The sequence below is a fragment of the Actinomycetospora sp. ABD4_176 genome, from assembly GCF_056311855.1.
Map to the genome: position 1 here is coordinate 935,461 of NZ_CM149974.1, position 12,629 is coordinate 948,089.

Genomic DNA, 12,629 nt, shown 5'->3' on the forward strand with positions numbered 1-12,629 from the left:
TTTCGTGGTGGTTAGTGGTCCTCAGTGAACGCAGCACGGTCTAACCTGTCAAGTGCGGTGATACGGTTAGCGGCAGGAGGTGGTGCCCCGTGCTCGACGAGCAGGCGCTGGTCGAGGCGCTCAACAGCACGCCGGTCGTGGACGGGCGGCCGACCGACCGGTGGGCCGACGACGAGGAGCTCCGCGCCTGGGTGCGCGCCCACGGCGGCGACGGTGACGACGCCGAGCTCGGCCCGCTGCGCGACGCCCGCGCCCGGCTGCAGGAGGTCGTGGCGGGGGAGGCGGATCCCGAGCGGCTCGGCGACCTCCTCGCCGGGGCCCGTCAGCTCCCCGAGGTCGGCGACGGCGGCGTCACCTGGCGGCTCGAGACCCCGGCCGCGCGGCGGCTCGCCGTCGAGCTGGTCCTGGCCTGGAGCGCGGTCGCGCAGCGGTACCCCGGGCGGCTGCGGCCGTGCGCCAACCCCGAGTGCCGCCTGTTCCTGCTCGACCGGAGCCGGGCGAACTCCGGGCGCTGGTGCTCGATGAGGACCTGCGGCAACCGGCTCAAGGTCCGCCGGCACCACCAGCGGCACCGCGAGGACGCCGCCCCCGCCGAGTAGCCCCACCGAGCAGCCCGGGCGACGCGTCGGTGTCCTACGGTGCCGTCATGGGAAAGGGTGTCCCGTCGTGGCGGTCCGAAGATGCGTTGGCGTCGGGCCGGGTCAACCAGAAGAGGCGGACGCGTGTCGCGGTGCTGGAGGCCACGCAGACGCTGCTCGACCAGGGCAAGGTGCCGACGGTCGGCGAGGCCGCCGACGAGGCTCTCGTGGGCCGCAGCACGGCCTACCGCTACTTCCCGACCCAGGAGAGCCTGATCCTCGAGGCGTCGATGGGCAGTGTCGTCGCGCTGCTCGACGAGACAGCGCACGCCGCGGAGGCGGCCGAGGAGGACACGGACGCCGAGGACGTGGAGGAGCGCGTCGACCGGATCCTGCGGGCCATGCACGAGCGGATCACCGCCCACGAGGCGGCGTTCCGCGCGATCATCCGCCTGTCGCTCGACAAGGAGGCGCGGCTCGAGCCGGGCCAGGCCGAGGAGGTCCGCCTGCTCGAGGGCCGACGTCTCGCCTGGATGCGGCACGCCGTCGAGCCGCTGCGGGGGCGGCTCGCGCCGCAGGCGCACACGGACCTGGTCGCCGGTCTCGCCATGCTCGCCGGCACCGAGTCGTTCATCGCCCTCAAGGACGCGTGCCACGTCGACGACGCCCAGGAGCGCAGCCGGATCATCCGGTGGGCCGCCCAGGCCATGCTGCGCGGCGCGGGCGAGGAGGTCAGCCCGTCATCGTCTCCGGCAGCCACAGGACCAGGTCCGGCACGAACGTGAGGACGAGCACCAGGACCAGGAGGGCGCCCACGAAGGGCAGCACGCCGCGGAATACCTCCTCGGTCCGCACGCCGGTCGACCGGGCGACGATGAAGACGTTGAGCCCGAGCGGCGGGCTGACCAGCCCGATCTCGGCGAGCAGCACCACCATGACGCCGAACCAGATCGGGTCGTAGCCGAGCTCCTCGATGACCGGGAGCACGATCGGCACCGTGAGCGCGAGGATCGCCATCTGGTCCATGAACGCGCCGAGCACGAGGTAGACCACGGCGAGGCCGAGGAACACCACGGTCGCCGGCGCCGGGATGGCGGCGAGCGCGTCGACGACGGTGCCGGTGACCTGACTGAGGGTGAGCACGTAGCCGAACACGTGCGCGGACAGGATGATCAGCAGGATCATGGCGGTGGAGCACAGGGTCTCCAGCACGGCGGCGCGGATGCCCGCGCCGTCGAGGCCGCCCCCGACGAGGCCGAGGACGAGTGCCCCGGCCGCGCCGAGCGCCGCGGCCTCGGTGGGGGATGCCACGCCGAGGTAGATGCTCACGGTGACCAGGACGAAGAGCACCACGACCGGCCCGATCGCGGTCAGCGTGCGCACCTTGGTCAGCAGCGCGTGGCGCTCGCCGCGCGGCGCCAGCTCCGGGCGGCGCCAGATGACCAGCCAGGTGGTGAGCACGAGCGCGCCGACGACCAGCGCCCCGGGGAGGAACCCGGCGATGAGCACCTGGCCGACGCTCTCCTCGGCGATGACCGCGTAGAACACGAGGATGATGCTGGGCGGGATCATCGCCGCGAGCGTCCCGACCACGGCGACCAGGCCGTTCGCCAGCCGCGGGTCGTAGCCCCGGCGGGTCATCTCGGGAACCGTCGTCGAGGCCAGGGTCGCGGCCGCCGCGGTGCTCGACCCGGAGATCGCGGCGAACACCGCGCCGGACAGCGTCGTCGCCACTCCGAGGCCGGCGGGGGTGCGGCCGACCCACGTCCGCGCGCTGTCGAACAGGCGCGAGGCCATGCCGCTGTGCAGGACGAACTGGGCCATGAGGATGAACAGCGGGATGGGGGAGAGCGAGTAGGCGGACGCGGTCGTGGCCGGTGTCGTCTCGAGGAACCCCGTCAGTGCCGGGAGGCCGCCGTACAGGAGGAGACCGAGACACCCGGCGGCGCCGATCGCGAACCCCACGGGCACGCGGATCAGCAGCAGCACCAGTAGCAGGACGACGACGAGCAGCGCGAGCATCAGGGGCCCGCCTCGGTCGGGGCGGCGGTGGTGGTGTCGGCGTCGTCGAGACGGTCGCCGAACGCGTCGCCGCCGGGGTGCACGACGAGGGTGTGGAGCAGCCGCACCAGGAGCACGCCGCACCCGATCGGCACCATGATCGCCGAGGTCCAGACCGGCCACGACAGCTCGGCGCCGCCCGGCGGCGGGACGTCGCCGTCCGCCCACGCGCCGAGGGTCAGCCGCAGCCCGCCCCAGGTCAGGGCGGCGGCGAAGAGCACCGACAGCACGCTGCCCACCACGTCGCACCACCGCTGCGCCCGCCGGGGCAGTGCCCGGTACGCGACCTCGATGCGGACGTGCGCGCCCGCCCGCACGGTGTAGGGCAGCGCGAGGAAGAACACCGCGGTCAGGAGGTAGTCGGTGCTGAACGCGTAGGCCCACGAGAGGGGGCTGCCGACGAGGTAGCGCAGCACCACGCCCAGCACCACCAGCCCGGTCAGGGCGAGCAGTGCGAGGCCCGCGACGCCCGCGAGCGCGTCCTCGACCCGCCGCAGCCCGGCCTCGAACCCGCTCACGGGGCGACCCCGGCGACCCGCTGCTGCGCGGCCAGGAGGTCGTCGAGCGCGGCGCGACCGGGCAGGCCCATCGCCTCCATGTCGGCGACCCACTGCTCGCGGACCGGCGCGACGGCCGCGCGCCACCGCACGGACTCGTCCGGGGCGAGCTCGTGGAAGACCAGACCGCCGGCGGCGAGGCGGTCCCGCGCCCGGGCGTCGTAGGCGGCGACCGCGCCGCAGAGGTGCCGGGTGGTGTCGCGCCCGGCCTGGGCCAGGACGCCCTGCAGGTCGGGCGGCAGGCCGTCCCACGTCCGCTGCGCGATCGAGTAGGTGATCGTGAAGCTGCCCAGCTGGGCCCCGAGAGTCGAGTTCGTGGCGGCCTCGTCGAGCCGGTAGGGCAGGGCGCTCATCGGGCCGAGGACGGTGCCGTCGACGGTGCCCCGGGCGATCGCCTCGTAGAGCTCGGTCACCGGCATGGCCACCGGGGCGGCCCCGAGGTCCTGCACGGTCCGGTCGATGGCCCCGCCGGAGGACCGCAGCTGCAGGCCCACGACGTCGGCCGGGTCGGTGATCGCCCGCCCGCCGCCGGTCATCACCTCGTAGCCGGTCACGACCCCCACCACCAGGGGCCGCAACCCGTCGGGGGCGAAGTCCGCCCGGGCGAGGACCCCGCCCTCGGCGAGCAGCGGCTCGAGGGCGAGGGCGGCACGGCACGGGTCGGTGCTCATGCCGGGCAGGTCCGCCACCCCCGACAGCGGCAGCTGCGAGGAGACGTAGCCCGGCGAGATCATCGCGATGTCGATGACCCCGGCGTCGGTCAGGGTCACGAAGTCCTGGGCCGCGCCGAGGCCCTCGGACGGGTAGTACTCGAAGGCCAGCCGCCCGCCGGAGAGCTCCTCGGCGCGGTCGATGAAGAAGCTCGCGCCGTCGCGGGAGAACGGGTGCGACGTCGGGAACGAGTCGCCGACGACCAGCGTGGCCGTGCCGGGCGGCCCGTCACGGCCGGCACACCCCGTCGTCACCAGGCCGACGAGGGCCACCACGGCCAGGAGCCGTGCGAGTCCGTGGATCATGCGTCCTCCGGGGCCCCGGTGTGGTCCGCGTCACGCTGGTGGGGGACGCCGACCGTACGACAGGCGGTACGCGGAACTCAACATGGGAATCGGGTCCCACGTGTGGTTAGGGTCCTCCCGGGCGCACCGCCCGAGATCGGTGACGGGGAGGTGGGACGTGGCGGCTCCGGACGCCGGCGGGACGGACGGGCCGCGCGGACCCCTCGCCGGGATCACGGTCGTCGACCTCACCACGACGTTCATGGGGCCCTACGCGACGCTGGTCCTCGCACAGTTCGGTGCGCGGGTGATCAAGGTGGAGCCGCCGGCGGGTGACGTCGTACGGGGCGTGGGCGACGGCGGGGAGCAGGGCCTGGGCCCGATCTTCCTCAACGCCAACGCGGGCAAGGAGAGCGTCGTCCTTGACCTGCAGGACGCCGGTGACCGGGCGCGGCTCCACCGGCTCGTGGCGCGGGCCGACGTCCTGACCCACAACCGCCCCGACGGCGCCGACCGCCGCCTCGGCATCGACCACGCGACGCTCCGCCAGGTCAACCCGGCCCTCGTCGTGTGCGCGATGCGCGGCTACGGCGCCGGGGGCCCGTACGGCACCCAGCCCGCCTACGACGACGTCATCCAGGCCGTCTCGGGGCTCGCCGCGACCCAGACCGGGACCGGCGAGCCGCAGTTCGTGCGCAGCCCCGTCGCCGACAAGGTCACCGGGCTGATGGCCGTCGGCGCCATCGCCGCGGCGCTGGTCGAGCGGTCGTCGTCCGGGTGGGGGCAGGCCGTCGAGGTGCCGATGTTCGAGACAATGGCGCAGTTCCTGCTCCTCGAGCAGCAGGGCGGCTACGTCTTCGACCCGCCGCGGGGCCCGGCCGGCTACGCGCGCACCAGCTCGCCGCACCGCCGGCCGTACCGCACCACGGACGGCCTGGTGAGCGTGCTGGCCTACACCGACGCCCACTGGCGCGCGGTCTTCCCCGCGTTGGGCCACCCCGAGCTCGCGGACGATCCGCGCTACGCCTCGATCGGCGCGCGCAGCCGGCACATCGACGAGCTCTACCGCTGGCTCGAGGAGGCCGTCGCCACGCGCACCACGGCCGAGGTGATCGCCCTGTGCCGGACGGCGAACGTCCCGGCCACCGTCGTCAACGACGTCCCGGCCCTCTTCGACGACCCCCACCTGGCCGCCGTCGACTTCCTGCAGCACGCCGAGCATCCCCACGCCGGGCCGCTGCGCCAGGCCCGCGGCCCGGTGGGCTTCTCCCGCAGCGGCGCGCCGGACTGGGCGCCCGCCCCTCGCCTCGACGAGCACGGGGACGCGCTGCGCGCCGAGACGGACGATCCCGACGAGGAGTGACGCCGTGGACTTCACCGAGGACGAGGACCTGCGGGCCATCCGGACCGCGGTGGCCGAGCTCGCGGCCGGGTTCGACCGCGAGTACTGGAACCGCCACGACCGCGACCACGCGTTCCCGTGGGACTTCTACCGGGCGCTGGCCGACGGCGGTTGGCTCGGCATCTCGGTCCCCGAGGAGTACGGCGGCGGCGGGCTCGGGGTGACCGCGGCGAGCGTCGTCGTCGAGACCCTCGCCGCGTCCGACGGCGCCATGAACGCCTGCACCCCGGTCCACCTCGGCATGTTCGGAATGAACGTCGTCGCGAAGCACGGCTCGGAGCGGATGCGGCGGGAGACGCTGCCGCGCGTCGCCACCGGCGAGCTGCACGCCTGCTTCGGCGTCACCGAGCCCGACGCCGGCACCGACACCTCGCGGATCAGCACGCGGGCCGTGCGCGACGGCGACGAGTACGTCGTCGACGGCCGCAAGGTCTGGATCTCGAAGGCGGGGGAGAGCGAGGTCGTCGTCCTCGCCGTCCGGACCGCGCCACGGGACGAGGGATCGCCGATGCGCGGCATCTCGATCCTGCTCGTGCCCATGGCGACGCCGGGCGTCTCGGTCGCGCCGATCCCCAAGATGGGCCGCAACGCCGTGACCTCCTACGAGGTGACGTTCGACGGCGCCCGGGTGCCGGCGAGCGCCCTCGTCGGCACCGAGCACGAGGGCTTCCGCGTCCTGCTCGACGGCCTCAACCCGGAGCGCATCCTCATCGCCCACGAGGCGCTGGGCATCGGCCGGGCCGCGGTCGCCGCCGCCGTCCGCTACGCCTCGGACCGCACGGTGTTCGGCCGCGCGATCGGCAGCAACCAGGGCATCGCCTTCCCGCTCGCCGAGGCCACGGCCCGACTCGACGCCGCCGAGCTGGTGTGCCGCAAGGCGGCGTGGCTCTACGACACCGGACGACTGTGCGCGCGGGAGGCGAACACCGCCAAGTTCCTCGCCGCCGACGCGGGCTTCTTCGCCGCCGACCGCGCGCTGCAGACCCTCGGCGGCATGGGCTACGCCGAGGAGTACGGGATACCGCGGTACTTCCGCGAGGCGCGGCTGATGAAGATCGCGCCGGTCAGCCAGGAGCTCGTCCTGGCCTACATCGCGCAGAACGTGCTCGGGCTGCCGAAGTCGTACTGATCGGCGCGCGTGAGCCGGGTCACCCCGGCCGGACTTGAGTGTGCCGCAGCGGCACGGCGTTCCGTGGGCTTCGCACGGGCCCGGCCGGGCCCGCCCCCTGGGGAGGGACCGTGGTGATGGTCGACGAGACCCGCACCGAGACGCCGACCGTCCCGATCGCGACGGCGGCCCCGCCGCCCACCATGCTCGACCGCCTCGGTGGCTGGTGGGGCATCGTCGGCGCGGGGCTCCCGCAGGTCGTGTTCGCCGCGCTGACGCCGTTCGTCACCCTGCTCGCGGCGGTCGTCCTCGCGCTGACCGTCGCGGTCGTGCTCGGCACGGTCCGCTGGGCCCGCGGCGCGCCCCTGTCCTCCGCGCTCAGCGGGGTGCTCGGCGTCGCGGTCGCGGGCGGGATCGCGGTCTGGACCGGCTCGGCGAGCGACTTCTTCCTCGTCGGCATCGTCGCCGCGCTGATCGGGTTCGCCGCGACCGCCGGTTCGCTCGTCGTGCGCCGGCCCCTCACCGGCCTCGCCTGGAACGCGCTGCACGGCGGCGGCCACCCCTGGCGCGCGGACCGCGGGGTCCGGCGCGCCCACGACGTCGCCACCCTGGCCGCGGCGCTGGTGTTCGCGGCGCGCTTCGTCGTGACGCAGTGGCTCTACGTCCTCGACGCGACCGGCGCCCTCGCGATCGCGAGGATCGCGATGGGGACCCCGCTGACGCTGGTGGCCGCCGCCGTCGGGTTCTGGGCCTTCCGCCGCTCGACGAAGCGCCTGATCAGGGCCTGACGGTCAGCCGGGCTGCGCCGCCCGGAACGTCCGCACGGCGTGGCCGAACCACTGGTCCCGGAACGCCACGGCCTCGCGGGCCGTGCTCGCGCTCGACGCGATCACGTCGAAGCCGTGGAACGCGCCCGCGACCACCCGGAACTCGACGGGCACGCCCGCCGCGCGCAGCGCCTCGACGTAGCGGGTGGTCTCGTCGTGGAACGGGTCGACGTCGCCGACGAACGTCATGGTCGGCGGGAGGCCGGCGTGGTCGGTGCACCGTGCCGGCGCGGCGTAGGCGGGGACGTCGTCGGTGCCGTCGAGGTCGCCGAGGTACATCGACCAGGCGTTCCGGTTGGTGACCGCGTCCCACACCGGGGCGTCGTCGAGGACGTCGACCGGGGTGCGGTCGTCGATCATGGGATAGAGCGGCATCTGGAAGGCCACCGACACCTCGCCCCGGTCACGCGCCCAGAGCGTGGTCGCGGCGGTCAGCCCGCCGCCCGCGCTGTTGCCGCCGACGGCGAGCTGGTCGGGGCGCACGCCCAGCTCGTCGGCGTGGTCGCGCAGCCACAGCAGCGCGGCGTAGGCGTCGTCGCGGGCCGCGGGGTAGGGCGCGTCGACGCTGAGGCGGTAGGCGGGGGCCACGACGACGCAGCCGCTGCCCTCGACGAACGACCGCACGACGGCGATGCCCTGCTCCGGCTCGCCGGTGAGGTACCCGCCGCCGTGCAACCAGAGCAGGCCCGGGACGTCGCGGCGCGGCCGGCGGGGCCGGATGACGAGCAGCCGCAGCCGCGACCCGTCGGCCCGCGCGACGCTCTCCTCGTGGACGCGCAACGACTTCGGCACGCGGCGGCGGGCGAGCTCCGAGAGCACGCGGTCGACCGCGCCGGGCGGGCGGCGGAGTCTCTCTACGCTGCGCCGCTGCCCGAGCGCCGCGCTCATGAGGCGGGCGGGCAGGCGGAGGTCGGGCTGCAACCGGTCGAGGGTGTCGGACACGCGCGGGCTCCTTCCGGGGCGCCGCGGGGACGGCCGGTGGGCCGTCCCCGGGACGGTACTCAGACCTGCATGCTGCGCGACCGAGGCAGCGGGCGCGCACCGTTCACCCCGTCCGTGCGGAAGCTGACCCCGGTGAGCTCCTCCGAGAGCGCCCAGACGCGGGCGGCCTCCTCGGTGCTGCGCAGGGTGGCGTAGAGCTCCTGCTCGGCGGGGCCACCACGCACGTGCCCGAGGCCCGCGGGTCCGTAGAACCGGCCGTTGCGCGCGTCGGGGGAGGTGGCGGCGTAAAGGGCGGGCAGCAGCGCGGTCTCGACGGTGCCGAGCACGCCCCACCGGGACAGGGCCCGGATGAGCCGGATCTGCGGGAGGTCCTGCGCGCGGCCGACCTCGGGGCGCCCCGCGAGCAGGCTGGTCGGCACGACGCCGGGGTGGGACAGCATGCTGCTGACGCCCCACCCGTTCGCCCGGCTGCGGCGGGCCAGCTCGAGCGCGAAGAGCCCGGAGGCGATCTTCGACTGGGCGTAGGCGCGGCCCCCGTCGTAGTCCCGCTCCCAGTGCGGGTCGTCCCAGTGGATGCGGCCGCGGCGGGCGGCGATGCTCAGCTGCGAGACCACGCGGGCGCGGCCGGCGCGCAGCAGGGGCATCAGGTGGCCCACCAGCGCGACGTGGCCCAGATGGTTGGTGCCGAACTGCAGCTCGAAGCCGTCGGCGGTGCGCTGCAGGTCGGGCGGAGTCATGACGCCCGCGTTGTTGATCAGCGCGTGGATCGCGCGGTCCTCGCCGCGCAGGGTCTCGCCCAGCGCGGCGACCGAGGCCAGCGAGGACAGATCGAGCTCGCGCAGCGAGACCGTCGCGCGCGGGGCCCGCTCGCGGATGTGGGCGATCGCGGCCTGCCCCTTGCGCGGGTTGCGGACCGGGAGGACGACCTCCGCGTTCGCCGCGGCGAGGCGCGTGGCGAGGCCGAGCCCGACACCGTCGCTGGCGCCGGTGACCACCACGCGGCGGCCGGTGAGGTCGGGGACGGTGATGTCGATCGGGGTGCGGGGCATCGGGGGCTCCTCGGGTCGTCTCCGTGCGGTGTGGCACCGACACTCGTCCGGTCCGACGGGGACAGCCACGGCCTCCCGATCCGTGGCACACCGGGCCCCCTCGCCGGGCGCTACGACCCCGTGAGCTTCGAGCCCCGCTGCTTCACCTCGCCCGAGGCCATGTCGCGCTTGCCGCTCCACTCGAGCTTCTTGTTGCCCGTGGCCTGCCCCGCCGCCTCCTTGGCCTTGCCCTTCACCTGCTGCGTGCGGTTCTTGACGGTGTCGTCAGCGCTCATGTGGTCGTCCTTCCCCGGCGCGGCGATCTCAGGCGCTCCGCCGGCAAAGTTCGGCCGGTCGCCCGTCGACGGCCGTCGTTCGCCGGGCACGACTGCTCCGATCGTCGCGGCGTGCCGCGGTCGTCGTTCGAGTTCCGCCGTGGGAGATGATTTCACGCAGAGTGATGGTCGCGGCACGAAGAAGTCGCTGTTGGCCTAGTAGACCGTGATCGCGCATACTCTCGGTGACATCTGCTCCCCGTGACCCAGGAGACCCCGCCCATGAGCACCGAGGCCCCGGGCCACACGCCGCCGTCGTCGAGCGGGCCGGTGGAGATGTTCGGGCCCTACCGCCTCGAGGAGCGCATCGGGCGCGGCGGGATGGGCGAGGTCTTCCGCGCCTACGACACGGGTCGCCAGCGCACGGTCGCGCTCAAGCGGCTGCACGGCGGACTGGTCGACGACGCGGAGTACCAGGAGCGGTTCCGCCGCGAGTCGCGCACCGCGGCGCGCCTGTCGTCGCCGCACGTCATCCCGATCCACGACTTCGGCACCATCGACGGGCACCTGTTCATCGACATGCGCCTGGTGTCCGGCGCCGACCTCGCCGAGGAGATCGAGCGCCACGGCGGCCTCGAGCCGGCGCGGGCGGTGGAGATCGTGCACCAGGTCGCCGAGGCGCTCGACGCCGCGCACGACGACGGGCTCGTCCACCGGGACGTCAAGCCGTCGAACGTGCTCATCACCCAGCACCGCGGGCGCGACTTCGTCTACCTCGTCGACTTCGGCATCGTCCGGTCCGTCGGCGACGGGTCGCGCAACTCGCTGACCGGCACCGGCATGGCCATCGGGACGCTCGCCTACATGGCGCCGGAGATCTTCCTCAGCCGCGACCTCGACCGGCGCGTGGACGTCTACGCGCTGGGCTGCCTGCTGTTCGAGGCGATCGCCGGTCGCCCGCCGTTCGTGTCCGAGGGCCCGGGCCTGATGTACGACCACCTCAACGAGACGCCCCCGCGCCTGTCAGAGGTCGCGCCGGGCTCGCCGCCCGCGCTCGACGCCGTCCTCGCGACCGCCATGGCCAAGGACCCCGCCCGCCGCTACGCCACCGCCGGCGACCTCGCCGTCGCCGCGGCCGCGGCGGTCCGGGGCGACCGGGAGGGCGGGGAGCAGCCGACGGCGGTGGGCCCGGCGGCGCTTCCGGTCTCCGGACCGCAGCGCAGCACGCCGACGATGGTCCCCGGACCGCTGCCCGGTCCGCGTCCGGCGTCGGGGCCCGAGCCGTGGCGCCCTTCCGCGCCCCACGGGCCGGCTCCCCACGGCCCGGCCGCCACCGGCGTGCCGATGGGCGGTCCCGGCTCGTTCCCCCCACCACCGCCGGGACCCGGCACCGTCCGCTACACCGAGCCCGGTGGCCCTCCGCCGCCGCGGGGAGGGCGGGGTAACGGCCGGACCGCCGCGATCGTGGCGGGCGTCGTGGTCGTCCTGCTGCTGGTGGTCGTCGGGGCGGTGGCGCTGCTCGTGCAGCGCGACTCCGGGAGCACGACGACGGCCACGCCACCGTCGTCGTCCCCGCAGTCGGCCCCGGCCCCGGCGGGGTCCACCGCACCGGCGCCGTCCACCGGCGCCGCGGCGCTGGCCGTCACCGAGGTCTTCCCCGACGCCGCGGGCGCCGACTGCCGCCCCGCGGGCCCGCAGGACCGGCTCACCACCAGCACCGGGGTCGACCCGGCCGAGGCCGTCATCTGCCGCTACCCGGGCGTCGCCCCGGACGCGCGGGTGATCTTCGCCCGATGGCCCGACACGGCGGGCGCCCAGGCCTTCTACCGCGACACCGAGTCGCTGGGGCCCCGCGTCGACCAGTACCAGACCTGGTCGCTGCCCGGGGGTGCGTCCCAGGGCCCGCTCTACACCGCCGAGCGCGACGGCACGATCTACTCGACCGGCCTCTACGACGGTCTCGCGTACAGCTGGGAGATCCGTACGGCGACGATGGACCAGTCGTGGGCGGTGTGGAACCAGCTGCACTTCCGGCCCCGGGCGGAGATCGGCGGCTGATCCTCGCGCAGGATGGTCGCCGTGTACTTCGCGGCGATCGGGGACAGCTTCACCGAGGGCGTGGGTGACGAGGTCGGGGACGGGGCGACCCGCGGCTGGGCCGATCTCGTCGCCGCCGGACTGGCCACGGCCCGCGGCGAGGAGATCGGGTACGCGAACCTCGCGGTGCGGGGGCGGCTGCTCGGCCCGATCGTCACCGAGCAGCTCGACGCGGCCCTCGCGCTGGAGCCGCGCCCGACGCTGCTCACCCTGAACGGCGGCGGCAACGACATGCTGCGCCGGCACATCGCCGTCGACGACCTCGTCGCGATGACCGAGCGGGCGGTGCGCCGGGCGACCGACGCCGGGGTGCGGGTCGTGCTCATCTCGGGCGCCGACCCGTCGCAGCGGCTCCCGTTCGGCAGCGTCGTGCGGCGCCGCGGGGAGCTGCTCACCGCCGGGATCGCCGAGCTCGCCGCCGAGTTCGCCGCCCACGGCACCGGCTTCGTCGACGTCTTCCACGACGCGGAGATCCAGCGGCCCGGCTACTGGTCGCCCGACCGGCTCCACCTCGGGCCGGCGGGCCACCGCCGCGCCGCCGACCTCGTGCTCGCCGGGATCGGGGAGGGGCCGGCGCCCGCTGCGGGACCCACCGACGGCGCGGGCGCGCGCGGCGTGGTCACCGAGCTGCGGTACTACCGCGAGCACGTGCTGCCGTGGGTCGGGCGCCGGCTGCGCGGGCGGTCGTCGGGGGACGGCCGCCACGGCAAGCACCCCACCTGGGTGCCGGTGCCGCCGCCCGAGCGCCGGGGGGCGTGA

General features: G+C 74.9%; 13 protein-coding genes. 7 read left to right on the forward strand and 6 right to left on the reverse strand.

From position 1 onward, the window contains the following. Positions 1 to 89: 89 nt before the first annotated feature. Positions 90 to 599, forward strand: a complete 510-nt coding sequence (locus ACYX4T_RS04575; protein WP_476013396.1) for a CGNR zinc finger domain-containing protein — start codon at positions 90 to 92, stop codon at positions 597 to 599. A gap of 131 nt (positions 600 to 730) precedes the next feature. Beyond that, entirely contained in the window at positions 731 to 1,363 is a 633-nt protein-coding gene (locus ACYX4T_RS04580; RefSeq protein ID WP_476013397.1) for a hypothetical protein, read from the forward strand. On the opposite strand, the gene ACYX4T_RS04585 is transcribed toward ACYX4T_RS04580, so the two are convergent. From ACYX4T_RS04585 to ACYX4T_RS04595, 3 genes are read right to left on the reverse strand one after another with little or no spacing between them, the layout of a single operon-like run. Continuing rightward, the gene (locus ACYX4T_RS04585) at positions 1,311 to 2,600 is read right to left on the reverse strand and encodes a TRAP transporter large permease (protein WP_476013398.1); all 1,290 of its coding nucleotides are present in this window, start codon (positions 2,598 to 2,600) and stop codon (positions 1,311 to 1,313) included. The genes ACYX4T_RS04580 and ACYX4T_RS04585 overlap by 53 nt on opposite strands. After that, complete coding sequence (locus ACYX4T_RS04590) at positions 2,600 to 3,157, reverse strand: TRAP transporter small permease (protein ID WP_476013399.1); 558 nt, start codon at positions 3,155 to 3,157, stop codon at positions 2,600 to 2,602. Before ACYX4T_RS04590 ends, ACYX4T_RS04585 begins: the two co-directional genes overlap by 1 nt. Beyond that, positions 3,154 to 4,212, reverse strand: coding sequence for a TRAP transporter substrate-binding protein (locus ACYX4T_RS04595; RefSeq protein WP_476013400.1), 1,059 nt, complete (start codon positions 4,210 to 4,212; stop codon positions 3,154 to 3,156). The genes ACYX4T_RS04590 and ACYX4T_RS04595 overlap by 4 nt, the downstream gene beginning before the upstream one ends. Before the next feature lie 157 nt (positions 4,213 to 4,369). Here ACYX4T_RS04595 and ACYX4T_RS04600 point away from each other — a divergent pair, with 157 nt between their 5' ends. The 3 genes from ACYX4T_RS04600 (at position 4,370) to ACYX4T_RS04610 (ending at position 7,489) form a co-directional block, all read left to right on the forward strand. Beyond that, positions 4,370 to 5,554, forward strand: a complete 1,185-nt coding sequence (locus tag ACYX4T_RS04600) for a CaiB/BaiF CoA transferase family protein (RefSeq protein WP_476013401.1) — start codon at positions 4,370 to 4,372, stop codon at positions 5,552 to 5,554. 4 nt (positions 5,555 to 5,558) lie between these two features. After that, the gene (locus ACYX4T_RS04605) at positions 5,559 to 6,722 is read left to right on the forward strand and encodes an acyl-CoA dehydrogenase family protein (RefSeq protein WP_476013402.1); all 1,164 of its coding nucleotides are present in this window, start codon (positions 5,559 to 5,561) and stop codon (positions 6,720 to 6,722) included. Positions 6,723 to 6,838: 116 nt separating this feature from the next. Continuing rightward, positions 6,839 to 7,489 carry a DUF3159 domain-containing protein gene (locus tag ACYX4T_RS04610; RefSeq protein WP_476015179.1) on the forward strand — a complete coding sequence of 217 codons (651 nt, stop codon included), beginning with the start codon at positions 6,839 to 6,841 and terminating at the stop codon, positions 7,487 to 7,489. Between the two features lie 3 nt (positions 7,490 to 7,492). Here the strand turns inward: ACYX4T_RS04610 and ACYX4T_RS04615 are convergent, their stop codons facing one another. The 3 genes from ACYX4T_RS04615 to ACYX4T_RS04625 all read right to left on the reverse strand — a co-directional run bounded on the left by ACYX4T_RS04615 (position 7,493) and on the right by ACYX4T_RS04625 (position 9,794). Further along, positions 7,493 to 8,470, reverse strand: coding sequence for an alpha/beta hydrolase (locus ACYX4T_RS04615; RefSeq protein WP_476013403.1), 978 nt, complete (start codon positions 8,468 to 8,470; stop codon positions 7,493 to 7,495). Between the two features lie 59 nt (positions 8,471 to 8,529). Next, the gene (locus tag ACYX4T_RS04620) at positions 8,530 to 9,519 is read right to left on the reverse strand and encodes an SDR family oxidoreductase (RefSeq protein WP_476013404.1); all 990 of its coding nucleotides are present in this window, start codon (positions 9,517 to 9,519) and stop codon (positions 8,530 to 8,532) included. Positions 9,520 to 9,629: 110 nt separating this feature from the next. After that, entirely contained in the window at positions 9,630 to 9,794 is a 165-nt protein-coding gene (locus ACYX4T_RS04625; protein ID WP_476013405.1) for a CsbD family protein, read from the reverse strand. Between the two features lie 261 nt (positions 9,795 to 10,055). Between ACYX4T_RS04625 and ACYX4T_RS04630 the strand changes: the two genes are divergently transcribed. Both ACYX4T_RS04630 and ACYX4T_RS04635 read left to right on the forward strand, forming a co-directional pair. Next, the gene (locus tag ACYX4T_RS04630) at positions 10,056 to 11,831 is read left to right on the forward strand and encodes a serine/threonine-protein kinase (protein WP_476013406.1); all 1,776 of its coding nucleotides are present in this window, start codon (positions 10,056 to 10,058) and stop codon (positions 11,829 to 11,831) included. A 12-nt stretch (positions 11,832 to 11,843) separates the two neighbouring features. Next, positions 11,844 to 12,629: an SGNH/GDSL hydrolase family protein gene (locus tag ACYX4T_RS04635; RefSeq protein ID WP_476013407.1), complete on the forward strand. Its 786-nt coding sequence runs from the start codon at positions 11,844 to 11,846 to the stop codon at positions 12,627 to 12,629.

Coding starts and splice junctions, on each gene's coding strand:
- ACYX4T_RS04610 (WP_476015179.1), top strand. CDS start 6,839: ATGGTCGACGAGACCCGCACCGAGACGCCGACCGTCCCGATCGCGACG.
- ACYX4T_RS04620 (WP_476013404.1), bottom strand. CDS start 9,519: ATGCCCCGCACCCCGATCGACATCACCGTCCCCGACCTCACCGGCCGC.
- ACYX4T_RS04585 (WP_476013398.1), bottom strand. CDS start 2,600: ATGCTCGCGCTGCTCGTCGTCGTCCTGCTACTGGTGCTGCTGCTGATC.
- ACYX4T_RS04595 (WP_476013400.1), bottom strand. CDS start 4,212: ATGATCCACGGACTCGCACGGCTCCTGGCCGTGGTGGCCCTCGTCGGC.
- ACYX4T_RS04635 (WP_476013407.1), top strand. CDS start 11,844: ATGGTCGCCGTGTACTTCGCGGCGATCGGGGACAGCTTCACCGAGGGC.
- ACYX4T_RS04625 (WP_476013405.1), bottom strand. CDS start 9,794: ATGAGCGCTGACGACACCGTCAAGAACCGCACGCAGCAGGTGAAGGGC.
- ACYX4T_RS04630 (WP_476013406.1), top strand. CDS start 10,056: ATGAGCACCGAGGCCCCGGGCCACACGCCGCCGTCGTCGAGCGGGCCG.